The following is a 24810-nucleotide window of genomic DNA, read 5'->3' as shown; positions in this document are numbered from 1 at the left end:
ACCGGCTCGAATTCATCCGCCGATGTGGATTGCTCCCTTTCGGGCGTCGCCCGACGCAAGGCGGTACCCAGGGCAATTGCCACTGGGACGGAAACGAGCAACCACAAAGCAATCACGAGTGCCGACAGAACGGTCATAGGTGTCCGATTCCCGGCAGTCGAGTGGTCGAAACCTTATGCCGCAAGAATCGCGGAATGCCGGCTTGTCACGGTGACCTGCGGCTTCTCGTAGAATGATCGTTTGTGGAGCCACAATCGGACATGCGCGGAAGGTGGGTCGGGCACAATTTCGAACGCCAGACTCGCATTGTTCGAGCAGCGATCGAACTCCTCGAGTCCGCGCCTTCGGTGGATGTGCCGATTCAGGACATCGCCAATCGCGCCGGGCTGTCGAAGTCGGTGGTCTACCGCCAGTTCGATGGCCGGGACGATCTCGACCGCCGGATTCGCGCCCAGATCGCTGACGACTTGCTCGACACCCTGATCGCCGCGCTCGATTTCTCGCACGGTTCCGTGTCCACGATCGCGCGCCGGACCATCCAGGCGATCGGCGACTGGGCCGAGGGGCATCAGCGGCTCTACGGCTTCCTGCGCAGCGGTCCGTCCTCGGATTCCAAGGTGTCCGCGATCGGAACCCTGAAGGACGAAGTCGCGGTCAAGATCAGTGGTGTCGTCAACTCGATCGCCGCGATGATCGGCATGGACCCCGCGCCCTTCGCATCGCTGCCATATGCCCTGGTCACAATGGTCGAAGGCACACTGACCCGATGGGTCCAGGACCCGGCACCCAAGCGCACGCGCGACGAGATAATCAACGACCTCGCCCTGTACGTCGGATATCTCATCGACGGTGGTGCTCGAACGATGGGCGTCGATCTCGATCAGGACGAAGAGCTGATGTCGGTTATCGCGCGTCTCGCCGCAGGCGACCGATCCGAGCCGTAAGGTCACGCGTCCGCGTTCCTGGTGCCCGCAGCCGGCCGTTGTTGAAGTCATCGACGAGCGCGCGCACGGTTTCCTGCGCACACGACTTGTTGGTGCCGATGAATCCGCTCGGTCCGCGCTTGATCCAGCCGGTGACGTAGGTTCCGGCCGAGACACGGCCGTCCTCGTTCGGTACCACCCCGCGCGTCTCGTCGAACGGCAGGTCCTGCACCGGGCGGCCCTGGTAGCCGATCGAGGTCAGCACCAACCCCGCCGGAATCTGCTCGAGTTCGCCGGTCTGAGTGTTCGAGAACTCGACACCGCTCACGGTTTCGCCGCCGAGAATGCGTACGGGTGTCTTCCAGAATCGGAATTCGATCTTGGACGTTCCGGTGCCGATTCGGGGCAGGTTCTTCAGGAGATCGACCTTGGTGCCAGACCCATCGAGTTCATCGGCCCGCACCGAGACGTCGATGCCGCCGGTCGAACACAGTCCCACGAGCTCGGGAACGGTGAATGCCGCGTTCGCCGCACCGCGGCGACCCACCACCACGACTTCTTCGATCTTGCTGTCGTGCAACGCATCGAGCGCCTGAGTCGCGATCGGGGAGTAGGCGAGCCGGGCCGGGTCGATCGTGAGGATTCGGGCGACGTCGAGTGCGACGTTGCCGTTTCCGATGACGATCGCGCGATTGTGCGACAGGTCGAACTCGCGGTCCTTGAAATCGGGGTGGCCGTTGTACCAAGCGACGAAATCGGTCGCCGACGTAGTGCCCGGCATCCCCATTCCGGGCACGTCGAGCGGACGGTCGGCCGATGCACCCACGGCATAGATGACCGCGTGGTGATGCGCGAGGAGTTCGGCCTGCGTGAGGTGCTTTCCGATCTCGATGCCCGTGTACAGCTGAAATCCGGACCGGGCGGCGATGTCGTCGAACTGCTGCGACACCTGCCGCGTGCGCTTGTGGTCCGGGGCAACACCGAATCGTGCCAGCCCGTATGGCTTGGGTAGGCGCTCGAACATGTTGACCGTCGCGCCCGGGATCGTGAGGATCTCGTCGGCCGCGTACATCGCGGCCGGGCCGGAGCCGACGATCGCCACCCGAAGTCGATCCGGAGTGCTGACCTCGAGCCGGGGGACCGGCTTCGCGAGGATCGGGTACTTGCGCGGCTCGCGGTAGAAGTCCTCGCTGAGCGTCAGGAAGACCTTTTCCGACGCGTCGATCTTGGTGTGCGGCTTTATGGCATCCACCGGGCACGCCGATGTGCACGCACCGCAGTCGACGCACGTCTTGGGGTCGATGTAGAGCATCTCCGCGCTGAGGAAGTCGGGCTCGTCAGGCGTGGGGTGGATGCAGTTCACCGGGCAGGCGTACACGCACGAGGCGTCACTACAGCACGACTGCGTGATGACGTGCGGCATTTATGCGGTCTTGACCGATCGGAGGTTCGCGCGGCGGTCCGGCTCGCTGCGGTAGCGCGAGGTCCCGCCGTAGATACCCATCAGCTTCCAGACGCGGCGACTGATCGGGTTCATCAAGCCGACCTCTTCAGCCAGTTTGCGAACGTCGATGAAGAAGCCGCTCAGAATCTTCTGCTGCTCGTGGCCGCCCCAGAATGCTTCCTTCATGACCGAGTCCGGAACGTTCATCTCCTTGACCAGCGCGGCCGGCGGGACGACGAGCTGATCGCACAGGAAGCGCATGATGACCGGCATCGCAATCGAGGCTCCGAGCTTGCTGACCGGGTCGAGCTGGGGGATGCGGCGCTTGAGGAACTCGTGCGCGAACGAGATGTGGCGCGCTTCCTCGGCGACGTGGATCTGCATCGCGCGAACGACCGCCGGCGGCATGTTCTCTTCGGCGTCGTCGCGGATCGCGGCCTTCTGGTAATGGTCGATTGGTTCTTCGCCGCCCAGGATGAACATGAACATCAGGGTCTCGAGGTACGGACCGACCGCAGCGGCCGGAGTCTGCACCAGGCGCCAGAACGGGCGCATGCCCGGGACATCCTCGCCGATCCGGTTGACCAACTCCTGGAACATCTGGATGTGGTTGGTCTCTTCGGTGATCTCGTGCATGCAGTAGCGGAACTCGACGGAGTCGTTGGGCATGCGGCTGGTGAAACCGAGCAGGCCGCGGATCAGCAGGTTCTCGAATGCTGCGCCGACCTTGATGGCGTTGGCCTGGCGGATTCGGCCGATGCGAATGCGCTCTTCGACGGGGAGGCTCTTGTACCAGCTGGTGATGCCGAGCGGGTCGAGCTTTCCATTGAGCTGCCAGCGCGGATCGTTCTTGTCGATCGCCATGTGCGGGGCATCCCAGTCGATGTCCAGGAAGGGGTCGAACTTACGCCGGACCGAACCCTCGGACAGCGTCTTCAACAGATCTTCGTAGGCATTTTCCGGAAGCAGGCGTGGCGAAACAGACAGCGTCATCGATGTCTCCTCAGTGACAGACGTGGAGGCGTCATTTGTCCTTCTAATTGACAAAGTAATGGGACTTGTCATCCCAGTCAAGCGAAGAGGCCGATTCGTGACGGGCGGTAGTCTCAGAGAATGGGCAAAGTGAGTGCTAGCAGTTCAATTGACATTCCCGTGGCTCCGGACAAGGCGCTCGCCGCGCTTGCGGACTACGAGACCGTGCGTCCGCGCATCCTGACGGGTCACTTCAAGGAGTACAAGGTCGTCTCCGGCGGCCAGGGCGACGGCACCGTCGCCGAGTGGATTCTCCAGGCGACCGAGAGCCGTTCGCGCAACATCAACGCTGTTGTGAGCGTTTCGGGCAACACTGTCACCGAGAAGGACTCGAACTCCTCGCTCGTCACGACCTACACGGTCGAGCCGGCGGGTGCGGGTTCGAAGGTCACCACCACGACCGAATGGACCGGTGCCGGCGGCATCGGCGGCTTCTTCGAGAAGACGTTCGCGCCGCTCGGACTCAAGAAGATCCAGGCGGAGTTGCTCAGCAACTTGGCCACGGAACTGGCGTAGGTTACCTCCATGCAGCCAGGAGGAATGCCAGGAATGCCGGACATGGGTCAGCTCTTGGCTCAGGCTCAGCAGATGCAGCAGCAGCTGATGGCCATGCAGGCCGAGCTCGCCGAAGCGGAGATCGAAGGCGAGGCCGGCGGTGGTCTGGTCAAGGCCACCGTCAAGGGCAGCGGCGAACTCGTCGCCCTCACCATCGACCCGAAGGTCGTCGACCCGGAGGACGTCGAGACGCTGCAGGACCTCGTCATCGGTGCCATCGCCGATGCCGGAAACAAGGCCCAGGAACTGACGGCCCAGAAGCTCGGTCCGCTCGCGGGTGGCCTGGGCGGCAGCGGCATCCCCGGGCTTCCCTTCTAATCCGTTTGTAGGAACTCACGTTGTACGAAGGTCCCGTTCAGGATCTGATCGATGAACTCGGCAAGCTGCCGGGCGTCGGCCCGAAGAGCGCTCAGCGCATCGCGTTCCACCTGCTGTCCGTCCCGTCGGGGGACATCGGACGGCTGCAGGGGGCGCTGCAGCGTATCCGAGACGGGATTCAGTACTGCATCATCTGTGGCACGGTCGCTGCGGAGGAGAAGTGCCGAATCTGCTCTGATCCCCGACGCGACCTCACGGCGATCTGTGTCGTCGAGGAACCGAAGGACGTCCAGGCCGTTGAGCGCACGCGCGAATTTCGCGGGCGCTACCACGTGCTCGGCGGCGCGCTCGATCCGCTGCGCGGCGTGGGACCCGATCAGCTACGAATTCGGGAACTGCTGAAGCGGGTCGGCTCAGTCGAGGATGGCACCGAAGTCTCCGAGGTCATCATCGCGACGAATCCGAACACCGAGGGTGAAGCGACGGCCACGTACCTACTTCGCACGCTGCGGCCGTTCCCCGGTCTGACGGTGTCCCGCATTGCGTCCGGAATCCCGATGGGCGGCGATCTCGAGTTCGCGGACGAGATGACCTTGGGCCGGGCGTTGTCGGGGCGACGCACCCTTTAAGTCCGTAAGTAACGTGCTGGCCTATAGCGCTTTCACCGCCGTTTCAGGGCCATAAGATCCGCTACATGGAAATGACCTCATGAATCCTTCTTCCGCGCCGGCTGGATGGTTTCCAGACCCCGGCGGATCCGGTGGAATGCGGTTTTGGGATGGCTCCGCATGGGCTCCGGAAGCGCAGCCGCGTCCGGTCATTTCGGACGATGAACGCGCCGAGAGGCTCAACAATGCGCTCATGATGGCTGTTTCGAGAGGCGGGCGGATCGAGGCGCATACGCGATTTCAGGCGGTCGTGGTGTACGGCAGGCCTGTGAACCACATCATTCATGCGATTTTGACTGTCTTCACCTGCCTTCTGTGGGGCATCGTCTGGCTGATCGTGGAGAACCAAGGTGGAGAGCACCGAGCGGTCGTTCAGGTCGACCCATACGGAAACATTCGATCATCCGGGCTTGCTCGGTCGAGGTGAGCCAGCAGGAGCCTGCGTCGGCACAATCGAATGTTGGCAATCATGTGCAGGTCGTTGGTCGGTCAGTTCCTGGCTGTTTGAGATGACCCCTCCACCACATCAGGCGAAGGCGTCCTGCCAGCGCTAGGGGAGGGAACAAGGTCATTCAGCGCGCAATCCTGACTTGGCAGAGTGAGAATTGTCCGTATGAGCTTTCCTCCGCCTCCGCCTGGACCCGGCCAGGACCCGAATCAGCAGTTCAACCCGCAGCCATGGGGTGCTCCACCTCCGCCGCAGCCGTTCCCGCCGCAGCAGTACGGCGCCCCGCAATATGGAGCCCCGCAGTACGGCGGCGGTTTCCAGCCGCAGTTCAACCCCCAGCAGGGTGACCCGGGCACCCTCGATCTACCTTGGTACGGGATCGGCGCCGTCGATGCGATCAAGCGGATGTTCCAGAAATACGCCCGCTTCGACGGTCGTGCCAGCCGCGGTGAGTACTGGTGGCCGGCTCTCGCATACTTTCTGGTTTCAATTGTCTTGAACGTCCTCGAAGGAGCTGCCAGTCTGGCCGGCTCGACAGCGTTGTACGCCCTCCTGGCCCTTGTTGGGTTCGTCTTTGCGCTTGGCGTTCTTGTCCCGGGTCTTGCCCTTGGTGCTCGACGGCTTCACGACGCAGGGTTCAGCGCGTGGCTGCTCCTTCTGATCCTTGCAATCTTCGTAGGGTGGATCGCGCTGCTGGTTCTTCTGTGCCTGCCCAGCAAGCCCGAAGGGGCCAAGTACGACCGCGTTGTGGGCGCACCAGGCGGTTACTACTGATCATTCAGTAGTTATTCGAACGACCGAACGATCGTCGAATTCTAAAAAGCCAGCGGCGAATTACTCGACAACAAATGTCGTCAAGTAATTCGCCGCTGGTTTTCTGTAACTGACTAGCTGCCGCCGCCGGCAAAGAAGCCGAAGCCGAAGCCGCCTCCGCCGCCCGAGGTACCGCCTCCGCCACCCGCGTGGAAACCTCCGCTGAAGCCGCCGCCGCTGAAGTTGAACCCGCCTCCGGCGCCGCCACCTGCGCTTCCGCCGCCGAAGTGCGCACCTCCGCCGCCGCCGAAGCTGCCGGAGAAGCCGCCAAAGCTGCCGGAGAAGTGCCCGCCGCCACCGCCGCTGACGTCAGCCAAAGCTGTGCCGGGAACTGAAAGACTCAAGAATGTTGCCGCAGCCAAGCTGGGTACGACAAGCAAAAGCTTCCTTTTCATAGTGCTCCTCAAGGAAGTCGTGGCCGAACTTTCGCCGATCGCCGGAAATGGTGAGCGACTTAATTGAAGCGTAAATTTCGCGCACGCCGATTTAATCGGTTTGTCCGAGTTGATCTTTTCGAAAAGGCTAATTCCATTGATTGAATGACAGTCGTTTGACCGGCGGTCAACCCTTCGCGGCCGCGGCCAATCGCTCCCGCCGAAGCTGCTCGACCTCGGGGAGGTTCAGCGGCTCGAGTGAATCGGCGCCGATCGCACGCATGATGAGCAGGTCGGCCAGCTGCGGGTTCCGGGCGAGTGCCGGACCGTGCATATAGGTGCCATAGACAGATCCCTGGACGACGCCCTCGAGGCCGTCGCCGACTCCGTTCCCAGTGCCGTGGAGTACACGCCCCAGTCCGCGGGCGTCAGGGCCCAGGGTCGTGCCGCCGCGGTGGTTCTCGAATCCGACCAGGGGCTCGGTCAAGCCTTCGACTATCGGTTCAATCGAGATCTCGCCGATCGAACGCTTCTCCTGCGGCGACGTCGTGACATCGAAGAGGCTGATGCCTTCGACTTTCTCGCCGGCCGAGGTCTCGTACCAGTGGCCGAGCACCTGGATGGCTGCGCAGATCGCGAGAACCGGTGCCCCGTTAGCGGCGGCCTTCTGCAGTCCCGGGTAGGTCAGCAGGTGGCGGGTGGCGAGACGTTGCGCGTAGTCCTCGGCACCGCCGAGGGTGTAGATGTCGAGCGACTCCGGAACCGGCATGTCGAGCGTGATCTCGACGATCTCGGCGTCATAGCCGCGCATCGCGAGGCGCCGGCGCAGGATGACGGCGTTTCCGCCGTCGCCGTAGGTCCCCATGACATCCGGCAGGACGAGTCCGATGCGTACGGTCGATTCACCCATTGCGCGCACCCTTCGCCAGAGCCGTATTGAGATCGCGGAACGCGGTGTAGTTCGCGAGTACTTCGACCTTGCCCGGAGGGCAGGTGAGGATCGCCTTCATCGGGTCGGCGACAAGCGTGTGGTCGACGTCCGCATAAGTAAGACGGACAGCGAGGTCGGTGCCGCGCTCACCGGACGCGACGACCTGGACCCCATGGAAGTGCTCGAAGTGCACGTCCCACAGCCACGAGAGGTCTTCGCCGTCCGGGACCTGGCCGTTGACCGCGATGACGAGACCGGAGGCGTCATGGTCGACCATCGACAGTGCTTCCTGCCAGCCCGCGGGGTTCTTCGCGAGCAGCATGCGCACGGAGTGGTGGTCGCCGACCTGAATCGTGCTGTAGCGCCCGGCGATCTCGCTGACTGATTCGACGCCCTTGACCGCATCGGCCGCCAGGACGCCCATCGCGACGGCGGCCGCAACGGCCTGGGCCGCGTTTCCGCGGTTCGCCTTGCCGGGCAGGCCCAGCTTCATCGGGAGAACGAGGCCGTTCGGGCCATAGAGGTTGTTGTCGTCGATGCGCCAGTCCGGCGTCGGACGCTTGAAGTCGGCACCCGTGCTGTACCAGTGCTCGCCGTCGCGGACGATCGGCTCACCTGAACGCGGGCAGCTCACCGAGTCGAGCGCCCATCCACTTCCGGCTGCCACCCACACGACATTCGGGTTGTCGTACGCAGCCGAGGTGACCAGGATGTCGTCGCAGTTGGCGACGATCACGGCATCGGGGTGCCGCTGGAGCCCTTCGCGCAGCTTTCGTTCGATCATGTTGATCTCGCCGACGCGGTCCAACTGGTCGCGGCTCAGATTGAGGAGCACCATCGCGGCCGGCGACAGTTCGTCGGCGACATGGGGGAGGTGCAGCTCATCGACCTCGATCGCGGCGAGCGGTGCATCGCGGTGCGCGGTCAGTGCAGCCACGATGCCGGCGTCCATGTTGGCGCCGTCCTGCTGGGTGGCGACCGAGTCGAGCTTCGCGAGTGCCGCCGCAGCCATGCGGGTCGTTGTCGACTTGCCATTCGTTCCGGTGATGAGCACGGACTTACGGTCGCGACCAAGCTGCGCCATGATCGATTTGTCGACCTTGAGGGCGATGAGGCCGCCGATCATGGCTCCCGCGCCGCGTCCCGTCTTGCGTGACGCCCAGGCTGCGGCTTTGGCCGAAGCGAGCGCGGTGCGGCCGCGCACTGTGAACCGTTTCTGCCGTTTCTTCCGCATTGGGCAAGGTTATCGCCTGCTCCTCGGATGCGGGGCAGGGTCACGATCACGGGTCTGCGAACGATGTGGAGTAGGTCTGTGTGACCCAGGCCATTAATGCCCGAATTTGATGTCCGATTTTCTGGCCGGGAGTGCGACGCCCATCACGATGCGTTATTCAACGACCCCTACGAAAGTATATCCAAAAGTAGGGGTCACCTGCTGAAACAGCAGCTCAGGGGCCATCTTGTAACCCAGGCCACTAATTGACAACGCATAGTTACTCCGGGGTACGGTTTATCTCGAATTGCGGATCGGAAATAAAAAATCCGATTCCACAACACGTTAGGAAATTGAATTTCAATGGCTATTGCCGCTAAGAAACGAGTTACCCGAACCGCTCTCATTGCGAGCGTCGCGGCTGCTGCAGCCCTGGTTCCGGCCGGTATCGCATCAGCTCAGTTCGGTGCCACGCCTGAGGTGAAGGCCGCGACGTGGACTGTGGAGAAGAACTCGCACGCTGATGACGCTGCCGCTTACATGTGGGTCAAGCCGATCCCGGTTGGTCAGCAGATCGTCAACGCTGCATTGGGTCAGCTTGGCTCGGCTTACGTCTGGGGCGGGACGACGCCGGGTGCGTTCGATTGCTCGGGTCTGGTCATGTGGTCGCACGCTCAGGTCGGTATCTCGACCCCGCGTACCAGCGACGCGCAGTGGGCCGGCGGCAAGGCCGTGGCTCTGGATGCGCTGCAGCCCGGTGACATCATCGTCATGAACGGTGGCGGACACGTTGGTCTGTACATCGGAAACGGGATGATCATCCACGCTGCGACCGAGGGTGTCGGTGTCATCATCGAGCCGATGTCGGACATGCAGGTCGACGGTGCGGTCCGCTACTGGTGACCACCAGCTTTTGAATAACTGAATAAACGAAGAAAGGGCGTCGACATTATGTCGACGCCCTTCTCGTGTTCTGGGTTGCAGCCGATCTGACAGGATTCTCCGCCCTCAGCGCGGCGTTACCTTGTCGATCGACAATGACCCCTGAGACTGCAGGAAACTTGCCGCTGGGCGATCAACTTCCTGCAGTCTGGCGCCTCTAGGCAAGCCCAACCCGTTCCAGGATTACTTGGCCGCTCGGTTGACCGCCGAAACGACCGCGCGCAGGGAAGCCGTGGTGATCGACGACGCGATGCCGACGCCCCACAGGACCTTGTCCCCGATTGCGCACTCGACGTACGCGGCGGCGTTGGCGTCCGCGCCTGAGGTCATGGCGTGCTCGGAGTAGTCGAGAACGCGCACATCGATGCCGAGTTCGCTCAGCGCATCGATGAATGCGGACACCGGTCCATCACCAGAGCCGGTGATCTCCCGCTCCTTGCCCTCGTAGAGGACCGTGGCGATGAGGGTGTCGGTGCCGCCGTCGGTCTCCGCCGCCTTCACCTGCTGGCGCATGCGCTCGAGCGGCGTGATCGGCTCGATGTACTCGGCCTTGAACAGTTCCCACATCTTCTTGGGCTCGACCTCGCCACCGAGTTCGTCGGTGACCTTCTGGATCGCCTGCGAGAACTCGATCTGGAGACGACGCGGCAGCTTCAGACCGTGGTCGGTCTTCATGATGTAGGCGACGCCGCCCTTGCCGGACTGCGAGTTGACGCGAATGACGGCCTCGTAGTTGCGGCCGACGTCCTTCGGGTCGATCGGCAGGTACGGAACCTGCCAGAGGATCTCGTCGACCTTCGCGCCGGCGTCTGCGGCGTCTTCGGACATGGCGTCGAAGCCCTTGTTGATCGCGTCCTGGTGGCTACCGGAGAAGGCCGTGTAGACCAGGTCGCCACCGTAGGGGTGACGCTCCGGGACGGGCAGCTGGTTGCAGTACTCGACCGTGCGGCGAATCTCGTCGATGCTCGAGAAGTCGATCTGCGGGTCGACGCCGCGCGAGAACAGGTTCATGCCCAGGGTCACCAGGCACACGTTTCCGGTCCGCTCGCCGTTGCCGAACAGGCAGCCTTCGATGCGGTCCGCACCGGCCTGGTAGCCCAGCTCAGCGGCCGCCACGGCCGTGCCGCGGTCATTGTGTGGGTGCAGCGACAGAACGACCGAATCGCGGCGAGCGAGGTTGCGGCTCATCCACTCGATCGAGTCGGCGTAGACGTTCGGTGTCGCCATCTCGACGGTGGCCGGCAGGTTGATGATGATCGGCTTCGCCGGCGTCGGGTCGATGATCTCGATGACCGCGTTGCAGACATCCACCGCGTACGACAGCTCGGTGCCGGTGTACGACTCCGGGGAGTACTCGTAGCGCCAGTTGGTGTCCGGGTACTTCGTCTCCTCGGCCAGGCACTTCAGTGCGGCCTCGGTGGCGATCTTCTTGACGACGTCCTTATCCGCACGGAAGACGACGCGACGCTGCAGGATCGAGGTGGAGTTGTAGAAGTGCACGATGACGTTCTTCGCGCCGCGGCAGGCCTCGAAGGTGCGCTCGATGAGCTCGAAGCGGCACTGCGTCAGAACCTGGATGGTGACGTCGTCCGGGATGGCGTCGTCTTCGATGATCTCGCGCACGAAGTCGAAGTCGGTCTGGCTGGCCGACGGGAAGCCGACCTCGATCTCCTTGTAGCCCATCTGGACCAGCAGGTCGAACATGCGGCGCTTGCGCGCGGGACTCATCGGGTCGATCAGAGCCTGGTTACCGTCACGCAGGTCGACGGCACACCAGCCCGGTGCGTGGTCGATGACCTTGTCCGGCCACGTGCGGTCGGGAACAGTGATGTCCTCGACTTCGAGCGCGAACGGCCGGTAACGATAGACCGGCATAGACGAGTTCTTCTGGGTGTTCCACGGTGCCTGGTCGGCGGGAGCCGGTCGCGACGGCGGGTTGATCGTGCGCGTGCCGGAAGTGAATGCGTCTGCGGGTGACATGATTCTCCGTTTGGAAGGTTGGTCTTGATTCTAAGACCGGCGCACCAAAGACTCCGCGACGGGAAGCCGGTCTGGATCAGACCCCGCCGCGGCAGCCAAGAAGAAGGAATGCCCGCTGCACAGGCCGCAGTTTACACCCGGCGCAGGCAATGCGGAAAAAGCAACCCACGGCTGCAGCGGGTTTGCGTGAATAGAACCTATGGGCGAGATCAAGTTCCCGCATGAGGCCGCGCGGCGCACCTTCAACGTGCCGAGCGCAACGGAAGTCCCCGCGAAAGAACACGCACAGCGCGGCAAAGTGCCCATCATCGACTTCGCACTGCTCGCGCTCGCGGTCATCTCCGTGGTGCTGCTGGTCTGGATGACGTGGGGAAAAGTCAGTCCCGGAACGCTCGACACGTTGCTCTACCTCGACCTCGCGATCTGTGGTGTGTTCGCGCTGGACTTCCTGCGTCGGTGGCATCTCGCCAAATGGTCGTGGAAGTTTCCGCTCATCAACTTCCTCGACATCATCGGCATGATCCCCGCGATCGTGCTGACGAGTCCGGCGCTGCAGCCGTTCCGGGCCCTCCGCATCGTCGTCGTTCTCGCCCGCCTCGCTCGCGCAATCAATCGCGCTTTCGGTGCGCAGTTCGTGGAGACGCTCGTGACTCGCGGGACCGTAGTGGTCGTCGATGCCATCAAGCGACCCATCACGGTTGCGGTTCTCGACGAAGTCGGCGACGTGTTGAAGGAAGGCCACTACACGACAAACATCGTGGCCGCCTTGCAGGAGAACCGGGACGAGATCGACAAGATGATCATCGAGATCGTCAAGAAAGACTCGCTGACCAGCAGGTTCCGGTACGTGCCGTTTCATGACGACATCATTCGTCTGGTCGCCGACACCGTTTACCGGATGATCGTCGGCGTCCTCGACGACCCCCGTACCGACGAACTCATCTCCGACCTCGTGCGCGAGAACATCGACCAGATCAAGGCCGCCGTGCGCGGTCAGGTCGCGCTCGAGGAATACCGCGAGCGGCAGTCTGCTGGTCTCACCGCGGACGGTCCGGCGGAAGTCGTGCCGGGTGCGGTCGTGCCGGCCAAGACTCAGTAGCGCTTACGCCTCAGAGGGTCAGCGTTCGATAGCGAATCGAACCGCGGATGCGGCCGGCCATGAACGCTGCCCGCATGGCCCATTGCCCTCGCGAGTACGCGCGCCAGCGGTTGGGCACGAGCGGGTTGTAGACCACGAGCGAGAGCATGTTCAGGGCGAACATCTTCGGGTCGTTGTTGTGCCAGTCGAGATCGCGATGCTTCTGGTGCAGGCGGGCGTCCATGATCGCGTAGTTGTGCACCTGCCGGCAGGCGCTGCGCAGGTCATCCCGGAGCCGGTAGTCGACGCGCGCGTCATGGGCATGGCCGATCGTGTATCCGGCCTGCTGGATTCGGAATGCGTAGTCCAGATCGTCGGCGCCGCCGATGAACTCGGTGTCCCAATCGCCGACCGACTCCAGCACGTCTCGCCAGATGGCGACGTTTGCGCCGACGAACATTCGGTAGGAGTTCGGGAACTTGAACCCGTCCTCCGGACTCTGGAGGGGTCGCCACGCCTGCGCGGCGCTGGAGTTCAGTTTGGTGATGTCCCGACTGCCCGATATGGCGTCGAAATAGGGCGCGCGCGATGCCATCGCCGCCAGCCACTCGGGATGGGCGTGGTCGTCATGGTCGAGGAACGCGATGAGATCTCCGCGGGCGGCCTGGATGCCGACATTGCGGGCGTGGGAGACACCGCGCACGTCGGTCGAATCAATGACCCGTACTGGTGCGACGAGGTGGATCGGATGCTCGGCGATCACCTCCGCAAGCGTGACGTTGTTGCCGTTATCACTGATGACGACTTCCCAAGTGCCCGTGTACGTCTGGTTCGTCAGGGCATCGAGCTGCTCGACGATATGGGGGAGTGCGCCGTACGCCGGAATCACGACGGACACAAACTCGGGATGCATCCGGATGGGAGCTGCCACAGGCGTCTCACCAGCCTCAGAAGAGGTGGATTCAACCATGTAGTCCCCCGGATTCGTGCATATCGGCAACGCAGCTTTGCGGGGCAGCGTATCGCTGGTCACGTTGTCAATTCGAGTCTGATGTCGGTTGTCGCCCGATATTCGCTCGAATGGAGGACGGTCGGTAGTCTTAATTCGGCCTTTCACCCCCTCGAAGACCCCGGAGGTCGCCTCGTGGCTCTCGTCGTTCAGAAGTACGGCGGATCCTCCGTCGCGACCGCTGACCGGATCCGCCGAGTCGCTGAGCGAATTGTCGAGACCAAGAAGGCTGGCAACGAGGTCGTTGTCGTGGTCTCCGCCATGGGTGACACGACTGACGAGCTCCTCGACCTTGCCGCGCAGGTGTGCCCGGCCCCGCCCGGTCGCGAAATGGACATGCTGCTGACCGCGGGCGAGCGAATCTCGAACGCGTTGGTCGCCATGGCAATCCATTCGCTGGGCGCCGAAGCGATCTCCTTCACCGGATCGCAGGCTGGCGTCATCACCACGAGCGTGCACGGCCGCGCCAAGATCATCGACGTCACCCCGGGTCGCGTTCGCACCGCGCTCGACGAGGGCAAGATCGCGATGGTCGCCGGTTTCCAGGGCGTCAGCCAAGACAGCAAGGACGTCACGACGCTTGGCCGCGGTGGCTCGGACACCACGGCCGTCGCACTCGCCGCCGCCCTCAATGCTGACGTCTGTGAGATCTACACCGACGTCGACGGAATCTTCTCGGCCGATCCGCGCGTTGTGAAAGATGCACGCAAGCTCGACAAGGTTTCGTACGAGGAAATGCTCGAGATGGCTGCGGCCGGATCAAAGGTCCTCGTGCTGCGCTGCGTCGAGTACGCGCGCCGCTACCACGTGCCGGTGCACGTTCGTTCGTCATATTCCGACAAGCCCGGAACCGTAGTGACCGGATCGATGGAGGACATCCCCGTGGAAGAAGCAATCCTGACCGGTGTCGCACACGACCGTGGCGAGGCCAAGGTGACGGTCATTGGTGTGCCGGACGTCCCAGGTGAGGCTGCGAAGGTCTTCCGTGCGGTGGCTGATGCCGAGATCAACATCGACATGGTCCTGCAGAACATCTCGCGGGTCGACACCGGCAAGACCGACATCACCTTCACGTTGCCGAAGGAAGACGGTCCGCGCGCAGTCGAGAAACTGACCAAGCTGCAGGAGGAGATCGGCTTCTCGCAGCTGACCTACGACGACCACATCGGCAAGGTGTCGCTCGTCGGTGCCGGCATGAAGAGCCACCCGGGCGTCACCGCGACGTTCTGTGAGGCGCTCGCTCAGGCCGGAATCAACATCGAACTGATCTCGACGTCGGAGATCCGAATCTCGGTGCTGGTTCGCGACACCGACCTCGATGACGCGGTCCGTGCACTGCACGCTGCGTTCGAGCTCGGCGGCGAAGAAGAGGCTGTGGTCTACGCAGGGACGGGGCGCTAGTCATGGGTGTACGTATTGGAGTCGTCGGCGCGACCGGCCAGGTCGGCCAGGTCATGCGCGCGATCCTCGAGCAGCGGAACTTCCCGGCTGACGAGGTTCGCTTCTTCGCGTCGGCGCGTTCGGCGGGCAAGAAGCTGCCGTTCCGTGGCGGAGAGATCGTTGTCGAGGACACCGACACCGCAGACCCGAGCGGTCTCGACATCGCGCTGTTTTCGGCCGGTGCCACGATGTCGCGCATCCAGGCGCCGCGCTTCGCTGCAGCCGGCGTGACGGTCGTCGACAACTCGTCGGCGTTCCGCAAGGACCCCGACGTTCCGCTCGTGGTCAGCGAGGTGAACCCGGAGCAGGCGTTCAACCTCAAGAAGGGCATCATCGCCAACCCGAACTGCACCACCATGGCTGCGATGCCGGTCATGAAGGTGCTGCACGACGAGGCCGGCCTGCACCGCATGGTGATCTCGAGCTACCAGGCTGTGTCGGGTAGCGGTCTGGCTGGTGTGCAGGAGCTCGCGTCGCAGGCCCGTGCGGTCATCGACGGTATTGAGCAGCTCACCTATGACGGTTCGGCGCTCGCCTACCCGGCACCGGTCAAGTACGTCGCTCCGATTGCGTTCAACGTCGTTCCGCTCGCGGGTTCGCTCGTCGACGACGGCAGCGAAGAGACCGACGAAGACCAGAAGCTGCGCTTCGAGTCGCGCAAGATCCTCGGTCTGCCGGACCTGCTCGTCAGCGGCACGTGTGTGCGCGTTCCGGTCTTCACTGGTCACTCGCTGTCGATCAACGCCGAATTTGACCGTGCTCTGACGGTCGCCCGCGCAAAGGAGCTCCTCGCTTCGGCTCCGGGCGTGAAGCTCGTCGACGTGCCGACTCCACTCGCTGCCGCCGGTGCCGACGATTCGCTCGTCGGTCGTATTCGGCAGGACCAGTCCGTCGCCAACGGTCGGGGCCTCGCGCTCTTCATCTCGGGTGACAACCTGCGGAAGGGTGCGGCGCTCAACACCATTCAGATTGCGGAAGTTCTGGTCGCGGGACGCTGACAGGTCAGCTCGGCGGTTGCGGCAGGTTTGGGCAGACCTGACGCGGGTCGATGTTTGCGGACACCCAGTCTTGCCACTCTTGTGGACTGATGTCGTAGGCCAATTTCGTGCAGATTGCGGTTTGCGGATCCGCGGTTGGGACATGCCAGAGGCGAACGGTTCCATCCCTTCCCGCGCTGGCGAGTAGCTTGCCGTCCGGACTGAAGGCGATTTTGAGAACACTGTCAGTGCTGCCAGCGAGTGGTTTCCCGAGGTCGCGTCCGGTCATGACATCCCAGAGGCGGATAGTTCGATCAATGCTCGAAGATGCGAGTAGCTTGCCGTCCCGACTGAACCGCACGTCGTTCACCTGACCAGTGTGACCCTTCAGAGTGTGCGTTTTGCTATGCGCCGACAGGTCCCAGAGTTCGATTGTGTTGTCAGCACTGCCGGTTGCGAAGGTCTTCAAGTCTGGGCTGAAAGCCAGCGTGCGAATCGTGTCCCGCTGCGCTACTAAGGGGCGGCCGCCGTCGGTGTCGTTCTTGAGATTCCAGAACCAGACGTCGTTACCGAATTCGGCCGACGCCACGGTGTGTCCGTCTGGACTGAAGGCAAGGGCAGTGATCTTGTGCGCCCTGTGCGCTGGCCCCGAGAATGTTTTGTAGAGGTCACCTCTTGGCACATTCCACACTGAGATGACGCCGTCGACTGTTCCGGTCGCTAGATAGCTCCCATCGGGACTGAAGACCGCGGCGGAGACGTCGGCCTCCCCGGGCGTAAGAATCTTCGGTGTGGTTTCACCGGGAGGGAACAACGCAGGCGGCAAATCCCCGAACGAGATGATCGCTCCCTTACTGCTGATCGTGGCGGACTGGCTCGGCAGAAACTGCTTCGTTGGTGTGGGGATAATGCCGATATCGTGCGGGAAGCGCCGTCGCACGGTTCCGTTCTGTCCCGCTGTAATGAGGGAGCCGTCCTGCTCGAATGCGATGGCGTAGACCGCCGATTCGTGGCCCGTATCAGGAATGAGCTGGTTGGTATTCCAGAGCCGCACGGTGCCATCCGTGCTCATGCTCTCCATGTCTTGCCCGCTTGAGCTGAACCGCAGGTCCACCACCGGCATCGAATGGGCGATGAGGGGCTGCCCGGTTTGCGCTCCGGTGGTGGCATCCCACAGTCGAATGGTTTGGTCGGAGGCGCCGCTGACGATCGTGGATCCGTCGTGCGTGAAGGCTAGTGCGAGCACGGTGCCAGTATTGCCGTCGAGTTCAGAAATGAATCTGGCCTGGCCGCGGGGTTCGAGTCGCCACAGTTTGATCTTGTAGTCGTTGGCTCCGCTCGCGATCATGTCGCCTCTGGGTGAGAACGCAAGCCCGCGTATAAGGTCTTGGTGGCTGGTTGGGAAGCTGTAATCCTGGTGCCCGGTTGCGGTGTCCCACATCACGATTCGGTCGTCGTAACCGGTCGTCGCTATTTTGTCGCCTGTAGCGCTGAAAGCGATGGTGAAGACGTCGCTGATGTGGCCCCCGCGCATCCAGAGTCGATCTCCGGACCGTGTTCGCCACGCTTCGGTGAGTTGGCCGTTCAGTGCGGCGACGATCGTTTGTGCGTCCGGACTGAAAGCCACGGCGCCGTTGAATCCGTCACGGCTTTCCAACGTGCGGAGACGACGCCCGCTTGCAAAGTCGATGATGTCGATCGTGGTCAAAAATCGGGCTGCAATAAGTTCTCCGTTCGGACTGAGAGCGACATTCTCGGGGGGCGTGGTAGGAATCGGATCGCCGATCGGTGCACCGGTTGACAGGCTCCATCGCCGAATTCCGGCTGGGGTTAGCGACACAGCAACGGGGCCGTTATCAGTGAAGGCGGTTTTTACGGATGTTCCGGGAATGTCGACTATCTTCTGGGCGGACCCGAGGGATGCGTCGACGCCGGCCAGGTTAAGTCTTGTCTCGTCGGCTTCGTCACCGCGCAGCTTCGAGGCGGCGAGGTATTGCAGAGTTGACTGCCTGCCGACGATCTGTTCGGTCTGGGCACGGTCGACCACCACCGCGGCGGTGGCGAGTGTTGCCTGCCTGTCCGCACTACGGTAATAACTGAGGGCCATCAGGCCCAACACAATCGCGACGGTCAGGACCAGCGCGAGGATCCGAGATCTCTTGCGCAGCGTCCGAGAATGAGCCTCGGCTTCCTTTCGTGCCTCTACCTCGGTCTTTGCCAGGCGTTCCGCGACCTCGACTCTCTCTTCGAGAGCAAGGCGCTCGGCTTCAAGCCGCTGATTCTCCCGCGCACGCGACGCCTCAACAAAGGGCTCGATCTCACTCAGGCTGTCGTGGAAAGTGGGGTCTTCGAGCAACTGCTCGGCTTCGACAAGCCGAGAACCACTGAGCAGCCACGACTCGTTTTCCCGATGGGTGTGCCAGCCGTGGGCGGTGCGCACCAGAGCATCCGATTCCTTAAGTCTCTGGTTCTCCTCGTCGAGCCAGCGGCGCAGGTCGTCCCAATGATGGAGTAGCGATTCCAGTCCGACTTCCACGATCGTGTCACCGCCGAGCTCGTCCTTTACAAGCAGTCGTTTGGACACCAACGCGTCGATGAGTGGCCTACTGGCGGTAGGTAGCTCACTCGTCTTAGCGGTCCGGCGATACGGGCGCTCGCTTTCGGAATCGACCCCTGCGAGCCAAGGAATGAACGCGGATCGGAGAACCCTCAGTTGTTCTTCCCGCTCGGCTGGATCTCCCGACAGCACCTCGTCGACCGCGGCTTGGACGATCTTCGCCATTCGTCCCACGTTGGCGTAGTGATCGACGGTGATCGTTCCGGTGCTTGCGTAATCCTCGTAGAGACGCGCCATCGCGAGCGCGAGCAGGGGCAAAGTGTCGGCACCACTGCTGGCTTCCTCCGCGAGGTTGTTCACCAACGCAGGGTCGATAGTCAGTTGCCGACCACCCTCGGTCGATCGCTTCGCCGGCTTGGTGATCACCTCGCTGAAATGGGATTCCGACATCGGCCGAAGCTCATCGAACAGCTGGCTCGAAACGCCGGCGAGTTGCGGTGCCGTCTGCAGGGCTGTGTAGCGGTCGGTCCGAATCGTCGCGCACACGATGAGTCCGAGCGTCGGATGGCTTGCGAGGTGCGCGATCATGTCCAGGAACCGACCGGCCTCCGGCCCCGCATCGGAATTGAACAGTTCTTCGGCCTGGTCAAGCGGGAGGAGAGCGACCGGTGGGGAATCGCTGGCTCCGTCACTGTCAGCTAGACAGCGTTGCGCTGCAGCGTGCTGGACTTCCTCGATCCACTGCGCGATTCGATGCCAGTCGCCGGCGGTGCAGGCTCGTTTGATGTCACCGAGCGGACCTTCTGGGAGTTCAAAGCGGACCCGGGTCGCGGCGAGTGACTTGGCGAAACCGTCCTCACCCGTCAACGCATTTCGGCGCGGTCGCATCGGATCGAGGATGAAGTAGTGGCGATCGTCGCGACGGAGCCGCGGTAATAGTCCGGCACGGAGGAAGGATGACTTACCCGTACCCGACGGGCCAAGCACGACGAACAGGGTCGCGAGGCCCTGAATTCGCATGTCCCTAAGGGCGTCCAGCCCCTTGCTGATCTCCTCATCCCGACCGAAGAAGACAGCGGCGTCCACTTCTTCCAGTGGTTCCCAGCCGCGGTATGGACTTCGGTGCTCGTCGCGCGGTGGCGGCCAGACAAAGGATTCGGCCCCGATTCCCGCCCCGCGAATCGCGTCCCGAAGCCGGATCAATCCGTCGGTCGGGAACACGATCTGGTTCGAACCATCATCGATGTCGATCGATGTGGTCGGCACTGTGCCGGAATCCGGGAAGAGGAGGACGTGCTGCCAATCGCGGGTGAGATCGACAGCAGTAGAACTCCGGGCCGATTCCTCCAACAGAGCGCAGAAGATCTGCTTGCTCAGGTTCTCGGCGGTCCGGTACTCGACTCGGCATTCGAGCGAGTCTGACCACGAATGGCTGATGAGACAGATGACCGCTTCGCAGCGGGTGCCAGCCTTCCGCAGCGCTTCCTTCCAATGCTGCCCAGCTTTGATTCCTGTCTGATGATCGAGATCGAGGAAAATTTCGTTCGCTAAGGGCGGGTCCTGTTCGGTGAGCCACTGCTTTAGTGCCTTGGCTTGTCGTTCATCAGCGCTCGCATGGCTGAGGAAAATGCGCGACATAGCGACCTTCATGTTCGCCGAGAATTCCTCTTTGACCATCGTCTCTCCGGGTGGAGGGCGGTGATGCAAAATCGCTGTTTGTATACCGTGCGATAGTGGGGCCATGGAGACGCGCGGGTCCGCCTGGCAAGTGTTTCGCGCATTTTTCGTTCTCGGCCTGACCTCCTTCGGCGGCCCGATCGCGCATCTCGGCTACTTCCGCGACGCGTTCGTCGAGAAGCGGAAGTGGCTCTCCGATCGCGCCTACGCCGATCTCGTCGCGTTGTGTCAGCTACTGCCCGGGCCGGCTTCGAGCCAGGTCGGGATGGCGCTGGGCCTGCAGCGGGCCGGTTACGCGGGGATGTTCGCCGCGTGGTTCGCATTCACGATGCCTTCGGCTGTGCTCATGGTCGGCTTCGCATACGGCCTTGAGTATTTCGCGGTCGACCCCCAGGCGGGCTGGGTGCTCGGCCTGAAGGCAGCCGCGGTCGCCGTGGTTGCGAATGCGGTGCTGGCGATGGCTCGGTCCCTTGCCCCGGATCGGGAGCGCGCGACGATCGCGGTGGGCGCGATGATCCTGGCTTTGCTGATCCCGTGGGTTGCCGGCCAGGTCGCGGTCATCGTGGTGGCCGCGCTCGTCGGATTGTTCTGGTTGAAGGCGTCTCCGCCGCCGATGCTGATGTGGGATCGGTTCAACGTGCGGGTTCCGCGTTGGGTTGCGGTTCTGGCACTGCTGATTTTCGCCGGACTGCTGATCGGTCTGCCGCTGTTGGCGTCGGCGACGAAGAATCTCGGCGTTGATCTGGCGGACATCTTCTATCGCGCGGGTTCGCTGGTCTTTGGTGGCGGGCACGTCGTGCTGCCGCTGCTGCAGAGTCAGACGTCCGAGCTCGTCAGCCACGACCTGTTCCTCGCGGGTTACGGTGCGGCGCAGGCTGTTCCGGGGCCTCTATTTACGTTCGCCGCGTACCTCGGTGCCGAGACCGGGTTGGGGATCACGGGTGCAGTGATCGCACTCTTGGCGATTTTCTTGCCGTCGGCGCTGCTCATCGTCGGGGCGCTGCCCTTCTGGGAGAAGCTCCGGCACGCGCCGAAGGTGCAGCGCGCCCTGATGGGAGTCAACGCCGGTGTTGTCGGTCTGCTTGCTGCGGCGCTGTATACGCCAGTCTTCACTGAGGGCATTCCGGACGCGATGGCGATGATCATTGCTGCGGCCGCGTTCGTGGCGCTCGCCGCTTGGAAAGCGCCGGCCTGGGCTGTCGTGATCGCCGCGGGAGTACTCGGCTACTTCGTGCTCTAACCGGGTGGCGGGACCGCGTCGGTTTCGGCGAGCACGACTATTTGATAACCGACGCCCGCCGGAACGGTTCCCGCAACGTGAACCGTCAGTTGCAGCCAGTGAACTGGTCGTCCCTGCGGATCCTCGACGATCATTGCCGCGTGTCGGAGCACGTACGTGTTGCGCTCGCCGGCACTTCCGATGAGCCATACCCGCGCCGAGACCACGGCACGATCGGTGAGGTACGGCAGCGAATCGGGAACGATGAAGCTCGCGATCTCTGGCCGGTCCGGAGAGGCCGGGTAGGTCATCCGGATCGGGCCCGACGGCGGCGGCCCCCCGAGCCACAGAGTTCCGCTGTATTCGGTGCGACGCAGTTTGCGGTCGCCTTCGATCGCGTCGACGAGGTGGTCGATGCGCGATTGCGGCACTGGGGGAGTCGGCTGGCCCACGCCGGTCAGTGTGCCGGACGGGGTCGCGGTGCGCCACTGAATCCAACTTGTCAGAGGTCGAATGTATATTCGAATAGTGCTTGTTGACCAGCTCGTTTCCGCAGGTGAGGCCACTACGGCTCTCGCCGCGATGCGCGCTGCCGTGCCGCTGGAGGCGAACGGAACACGCGCCGAGCAGGCGGCATTGTTCGTCGAGATCGAGTCGCTCAAGCGGCAACTCGATGCCCTCGGCTACCGGGTGTTGGCGGAGCTGGAGACTCGGACGGATGACTCACTCGGCATCTTGCGGACCGTGGACGCGGTCGCCGACGGTGCACGACTGGACAAGAAGGACGTCCGCGCACGGCTGCGGATCGCCGCCGACCTGACCCCGCGGATCATGGTCTCCGGCGACGTCGTCGCACCGAACCTCGAATACGTTGCCGAAGTGGTGAACAGCGGCACTGTTGGGCGTGAGCACCTGACGGTGATCCGCCGGTTCTTCAAGAACCTGCCCCGGGCGGTCGAACCCGACGCACGCGTGTTCGCCGAACAACAACTCGCGGACTGGGCCACCCAGTTCCGCCCCGACGAACTCGCCAAGCTCGCGGACCGGCTTCGCCATGTATTGGACCCGGACGGCACCCTCGACGATGACCTGGACCGGGCCCGCAAGCGGCATTTCACGCTGCACAAGCAGGGCAGCGACAAGATGGTGTCCGGCACGTTCTGCCTCACCCCGGAAGCTGCCGCCTATCTGGAGTCGTACCTGGCGAAGTTCGCACGGCGTGGCATGTGCAACCCCGCCGATGCCGAACCCACGATCGACCACGACCCCACCGAAGCCGACATCAAGGCCGACACCCGGACCTATGGTCAACGCTGCCACGACGCACTCGTGGCAATGCTGCGCGCGATCCTCATGTCCGGAGACCTCGGCCAGCACCGCGGTATGCCGGTCACGGTCATCATCACCGCCGACATCACCGCCCTGGACCCCGCGTTGGGTGCCCCACAGACCGGACGCACCGGCGGCAGCCTCGATATCCCGATCAGTGACGTCCTGCGCATGGCCGGACATGCGGAACTGTTCCTCGCCACCCTTTTCGGCGACGCCAAACCGGTTGAGCTCTATCACGGCCGGGCCCGGCGGATCGCCTCGCCCGGGCAGCGGTTGATGCTCGCGGCGACCGAACGCGGCTGCAGCTTCCCCGGCTGCGACCGCGGCGCCTATTACACGCAGGCACACCACGCGGACCGGGACTGGGTCGAGGGCTGCCCGACGAACATCGACAAACTCGGGCCAGCCTGCGATATCCACCATCCACTCGCCGGTCCTGGTCTCCATCAGTGGAAAACCACGAAAAACCACCTCGGATGGACGGTGTGGATACCACCCAAAATCATTGACCCGGAACGCAAACCCCGGGTCAACCACTTCCACCACCCCGAACGCCGGGTCGGAACTAGTCGACAAGCTCCCTGAGCTTGCCGGCAGCTTCCGGACGCGCGCTTGCAGAAACCGGGAACCGACGCGGCAGCAGGAGGGGAGTGACAAGCAACAAAGCCCCCGCCAGAGCAATCGAAATCCGCGGCCCGGTGATCGACGCGGCCAGCCCCCAGGCCGCCGTCATCAATGCGGTGGTCGTCTTGGTGCTGATCGACCACGCCGATAGCGCACGCGCGGCGTAAGTGCCGGGTAGTCGGTCCAGCCGGTAGGTCGCGTAGACCGGGTTGAAAATTCCACAGCAGAGAACGAGCCCGAACTGCACTGCGATGACCAGAGCCATCCCCCCGCTGCCGGACATCACAAACGCCAGCCCGATCGGCCAGCAGGACCGCGCAATGCCGGCGGTCCGCAGAACCGAAGACTGACCAAACCGCGCCACCAGCGGCCGGGCCATTCGCGCGCCGAGAATGCCACCGACACACGGCACTGCGAACGACAGTGCGTATTGCCAGGGCGCGAAGCCGAGGCTCCCCATCATCAGCACCGCGAGCAGTGGCAAGGGCGCCAGGATCAACGCGTTGACGAGCACGGTATTGGCGAACAGCCGGCGCAGAATCGGGTCCCCGGTGATGACGTCCCAGCCGGCCCGAAGTTCCGCGACGCGGTAACCCGCGACACGCGAAGGCGGATTCTCGACCCCGCCGATGCACCGAATCCCGATCGCCGACAGAACGAAACTCACCGCATTCAGAACCACGGTCGAAATCGGACCGAAAACGGCGATCGCCGCACCGCCAAGGGGTGGTCCGAGGATCGTTGCGGTCCAGGTCGTGGACTCGAATCGCGCGTTTGCGGTCAGCAGCAGTGGCCGCGGGATCAGGGACTTGAGATAGGCGCCACTCGCTGCCGTGAACGTGACATCGGCGGCTGCGACGACGATGGCCACGACCGCGAGCTGCCAGTACCTGAGGGCGTCGAGGAAGTACGCGACGGGCACGGAGATCAGGGCGAGGAACCGCACCAGATCCATCGAGACCATCACGGGTCTCTTGCTCCGGAATTCGACCCACGGACCCAGCGGAATCGCGACCAGCGCACCGACCGCCAATCCGACTGCGGCGAGAAGCGATACCCGGGCGGCATCGACGTGCAGCACGAGAATCGCGAGCATCGAGAACGCGTCGAACGCCAGCCAGGTGCCCGCGGTGCTGATCGCATATGCGGACCACAGCCAGCCGAACTGCCGCCCGAGTCTCTCGCTCACCAGTCGATCAAACCCTGACTGTCGGGAGGGGAGATGAGACGACTCGCGGAAGGTCTGGAACAATACT

The 24810-nt window shown here is 63.3% G+C and carries 22 protein-coding genes; 12 read left to right on the top strand and 10 right to left on the bottom strand.

Going from position 1 to position 24810, the window contains the following annotated elements; genetic code table 11:
* Positions 1–242 precede the first annotated feature (242 nt).
* Positions 243–944 (top strand): TetR/AcrR family transcriptional regulator, encoded by a 702-nt coding sequence (locus tag F600_RS0103505; RefSeq protein WP_026306125.1) that lies wholly within the window; start codon positions 243–245, stop codon positions 942–944.
* Here F600_RS0103505 and F600_RS0103500 read toward each other — a convergent pair.
* Both F600_RS0103500 and F600_RS0103495 read right to left on the bottom strand, forming a co-directional pair.
* Entirely contained in the window at positions 904–2346 is a 1443-nt protein-coding gene (locus tag F600_RS0103500) for an FAD-dependent oxidoreductase (protein WP_018159204.1), read from the bottom strand. The two genes, F600_RS0103505 and F600_RS0103500, sit on opposite strands and share 41 nt — an antisense overlap.
* Positions 2347–3360 (bottom strand): AurF N-oxygenase family protein, encoded by a 1014-nt coding sequence (locus tag F600_RS0103495; RefSeq protein WP_018159203.1) that lies wholly within the window; start codon positions 3358–3360, stop codon positions 2347–2349.
* A 120-nt stretch (positions 3361–3480) separates the two neighbouring features.
* Here F600_RS0103495 and F600_RS0103490 point away from each other — a divergent pair, with 120 nt between their 5' ends.
* The 5 genes from F600_RS0103490 (at position 3481) to F600_RS26770 (ending at position 6162) form a co-directional block, all read left to right on the top strand.
* On the top strand, positions 3481–3915 hold the full coding sequence (locus F600_RS0103490) for an SRPBCC family protein (RefSeq protein WP_026306124.1): 435 nt from the start codon (positions 3481–3483) through the stop codon (positions 3913–3915).
* A 9-nt stretch (positions 3916–3924) separates the two neighbouring features.
* On the top strand, positions 3925–4272 hold the full coding sequence (locus F600_RS0103485) for a YbaB/EbfC family nucleoid-associated protein (protein ID WP_026306123.1): 348 nt from the start codon (positions 3925–3927) through the stop codon (positions 4270–4272).
* Positions 4273–4292: 20 nt separating this feature from the next.
* Entirely contained in the window at positions 4293–4901 is a 609-nt protein-coding gene (recR, locus tag F600_RS0103480; RefSeq protein ID WP_018159200.1) for a recombination mediator RecR, read from the top strand.
* A 79-nt stretch (positions 4902–4980) separates the two neighbouring features.
* Entirely contained in the window at positions 4981–5367 is a 387-nt protein-coding gene (locus F600_RS26775; RefSeq protein ID WP_081628694.1) for a DUF2510 domain-containing protein, read from the top strand.
* Between the two features lie 186 nt (positions 5368–5553).
* Positions 5554–6162, top strand: a complete 609-nt coding sequence (locus F600_RS26770; RefSeq protein WP_018159198.1) for a DUF805 domain-containing protein — start codon at positions 5554–5556, stop codon at positions 6160–6162.
* A gap of 113 nt (positions 6163–6275) precedes the next feature.
* Here the strand turns inward: F600_RS26770 and F600_RS26765 are convergent, their stop codons facing one another.
* The 3 genes from F600_RS26765 to F600_RS0103455 form a co-directional block, all read right to left on the bottom strand.
* Complete coding sequence (locus F600_RS26765) at positions 6276–6596, bottom strand: hypothetical protein (RefSeq protein WP_156024394.1); 321 nt, start codon at positions 6594–6596, stop codon at positions 6276–6278.
* Positions 6597–6762: 166 nt separating this feature from the next.
* Positions 6763–7485 (bottom strand): type 1 glutamine amidotransferase, encoded by a 723-nt coding sequence (locus F600_RS0103460; protein WP_018159195.1) that lies wholly within the window; start codon positions 7483–7485, stop codon positions 6763–6765.
* The gene (locus tag F600_RS0103455) at positions 7478–8740 is read right to left on the bottom strand and encodes a MurT ligase domain-containing protein (RefSeq protein ID WP_018159194.1); all 1263 of its coding nucleotides are present in this window, start codon (positions 8738–8740) and stop codon (positions 7478–7480) included. Before F600_RS0103455 ends, F600_RS0103460 begins: the two co-directional genes overlap by 8 nt.
* Positions 8741–9082: 342 nt before the next feature.
* On the opposite strand from F600_RS0103455, the gene F600_RS0103450 reads away from it, so the two are divergent.
* Positions 9083–9622 (top strand): C40 family peptidase, encoded by a 540-nt coding sequence (locus F600_RS0103450; protein WP_018159193.1) that lies wholly within the window; start codon positions 9083–9085, stop codon positions 9620–9622.
* Between the two features lie 222 nt (positions 9623–9844).
* On the opposite strand, the gene leuA is transcribed toward F600_RS0103450, so the two are convergent.
* Positions 9845–11641 (bottom strand): 2-isopropylmalate synthase, encoded by a 1797-nt coding sequence (gene leuA / locus F600_RS0103445; RefSeq protein ID WP_018159192.1) that lies wholly within the window; start codon positions 11639–11641, stop codon positions 9845–9847.
* Positions 11642–11840: 199 nt separating this feature from the next.
* Between leuA and F600_RS26760 the strand changes: the two genes are divergently transcribed.
* Positions 11841–12740 (top strand): hypothetical protein, encoded by a 900-nt coding sequence (locus F600_RS26760; RefSeq protein ID WP_018159191.1) that lies wholly within the window; start codon positions 11841–11843, stop codon positions 12738–12740.
* Between the two features lie 10 nt (positions 12741–12750).
* On the opposite strand, the gene F600_RS26755 is transcribed toward F600_RS26760, so the two are convergent.
* Positions 12751–13650 carry a glycosyltransferase family 2 protein gene (locus F600_RS26755; RefSeq protein WP_018159190.1) on the bottom strand — a complete coding sequence of 300 codons (900 nt, stop codon included), beginning with the start codon at positions 13648–13650 and terminating at the stop codon, positions 12751–12753.
* 213 nt (positions 13651–13863) lie between these two features.
* Here F600_RS26755 and F600_RS0103430 point away from each other — a divergent pair, with 213 nt between their 5' ends.
* Both F600_RS0103430 and F600_RS0103425 read left to right on the top strand, forming a co-directional pair.
* Complete coding sequence (locus tag F600_RS0103430; RefSeq protein WP_018159189.1) at positions 13864–15129, top strand: aspartate kinase; 1266 nt, start codon at positions 13864–13866, stop codon at positions 15127–15129.
* A gap of 2 nt (positions 15130–15131) precedes the next feature.
* A complete protein-coding gene (locus tag F600_RS0103425; protein WP_018159188.1) occupies positions 15132–16166 on the top strand; it encodes an aspartate-semialdehyde dehydrogenase in 1035 nt (344 codons plus the stop codon).
* A 4-nt stretch (positions 16167–16170) separates the two neighbouring features.
* Here the strand turns inward: F600_RS0103425 and F600_RS0103420 are convergent, their stop codons facing one another.
* Positions 16171–20379: an nSTAND1 domain-containing NTPase gene (locus F600_RS0103420; RefSeq protein ID WP_018159187.1), complete on the bottom strand. Its 4209-nt coding sequence runs from the start codon at positions 20377–20379 to the stop codon at positions 16171–16173.
* Between the two features lie 64 nt (positions 20380–20443).
* Here F600_RS0103420 and chrA point away from each other — a divergent pair, with 64 nt between their 5' ends.
* Entirely contained in the window at positions 20444–21619 is a 1176-nt protein-coding gene (gene chrA / locus F600_RS0103415; RefSeq protein ID WP_018159186.1) for a chromate efflux transporter, read from the top strand.
* On the opposite strand, the gene F600_RS0103410 is transcribed toward chrA, so the two are convergent.
* The gene (locus F600_RS0103410; RefSeq protein WP_156024392.1) at positions 21616–22050 is read right to left on the bottom strand and encodes a hypothetical protein; all 435 of its coding nucleotides are present in this window, start codon (positions 22048–22050) and stop codon (positions 21616–21618) included. The two genes, chrA and F600_RS0103410, sit on opposite strands and share 4 nt — an antisense overlap.
* A gap of 76 nt (positions 22051–22126) precedes the next feature.
* Here F600_RS0103410 and F600_RS0103405 point away from each other — a divergent pair, with 76 nt between their 5' ends.
* Positions 22127–23515, top strand: a complete 1389-nt coding sequence (locus F600_RS0103405) for an HNH endonuclease signature motif containing protein (RefSeq protein ID WP_018159184.1) — start codon at positions 22127–22129, stop codon at positions 23513–23515.
* On the opposite strand, the gene F600_RS26750 is transcribed toward F600_RS0103405, so the two are convergent.
* A complete protein-coding gene (locus F600_RS26750) occupies positions 23496–24743 on the bottom strand; it encodes an MFS transporter (RefSeq protein WP_018159183.1) in 1248 nt (415 codons plus the stop codon). The genes F600_RS0103405 and F600_RS26750 overlap by 20 nt on opposite strands.
* Positions 24744–24810: the final 67 nt, after the last annotated feature.

Source organism: Smaragdicoccus niigatensis DSM 44881 = NBRC 103563 (assembly GCF_000380645.1).
Taxonomy (GTDB): domain Bacteria; phylum Actinomycetota; class Actinomycetes; order Mycobacteriales; family Mycobacteriaceae; genus Smaragdicoccus; species Smaragdicoccus niigatensis.
The sequence above is the reverse complement of the archived record's forward strand: the minus strand, read 5'-3'. Positions and strand labels throughout refer to the sequence as shown.

Bases quoted from the DNA above. Each gene is read 5' to 3' on its own strand.
- F600_RS0103500 (WP_018159204.1), bottom strand. From the start codon at position 2,346: ATGCCGCACGTCATCACGCAGTCGTGCTGTAGTGACGCCTCGTGCGTG.
- F600_RS0103495 (WP_018159203.1), bottom strand. From the start codon at position 3,360: ATGACGCTGTCTGTTTCGCCACGCCTGCTTCCGGAAAATGCCTACGAA.
- F600_RS0103490 (WP_026306124.1), top strand. From the start codon at position 3,481: ATGGGCAAAGTGAGTGCTAGCAGTTCAATTGACATTCCCGTGGCTCCG.
- F600_RS0103485 (WP_026306123.1), top strand. From the start codon at position 3,925: ATGCAGCCAGGAGGAATGCCAGGAATGCCGGACATGGGTCAGCTCTTG.
- F600_RS26775 (WP_081628694.1), top strand. From the start codon at position 4,981: ATGAATCCTTCTTCCGCGCCGGCTGGATGGTTTCCAGACCCCGGCGGA.
- F600_RS26770 (WP_018159198.1), top strand. From the start codon at position 5,554: ATGAGCTTTCCTCCGCCTCCGCCTGGACCCGGCCAGGACCCGAATCAG.
- F600_RS26765 (WP_156024394.1), bottom strand. From the start codon at position 6,596: ATGAAAAGGAAGCTTTTGCTTGTCGTACCCAGCTTGGCTGCGGCAACA.
- F600_RS0103460 (WP_018159195.1), bottom strand. From the start codon at position 7,485: ATGGGTGAATCGACCGTACGCATCGGACTCGTCCTGCCGGATGTCATG.
- F600_RS0103455 (WP_018159194.1), bottom strand. From the start codon at position 8,740: ATGCGGAAGAAACGGCAGAAACGGTTCACAGTGCGCGGCCGCACCGCG.
- F600_RS0103450 (WP_018159193.1), top strand. From the start codon at position 9,083: ATGGCTATTGCCGCTAAGAAACGAGTTACCCGAACCGCTCTCATTGCG.
- leuA (WP_018159192.1), bottom strand. From the start codon at position 11,641: ATGTCACCCGCAGACGCATTCACTTCCGGCACGCGCACGATCAACCCG.
- F600_RS26760 (WP_018159191.1), top strand. From the start codon at position 11,841: ATGGGCGAGATCAAGTTCCCGCATGAGGCCGCGCGGCGCACCTTCAAC.
- F600_RS0103425 (WP_018159188.1), top strand. From the start codon at position 15,132: ATGGGTGTACGTATTGGAGTCGTCGGCGCGACCGGCCAGGTCGGCCAG.
- F600_RS0103420 (WP_018159187.1), bottom strand. From the start codon at position 20,379: ATGGTCAAAGAGGAATTCTCGGCGAACATGAAGGTCGCTATGTCGCGC.
- chrA (WP_018159186.1), top strand. From the start codon at position 20,444: ATGGAGACGCGCGGGTCCGCCTGGCAAGTGTTTCGCGCATTTTTCGTT.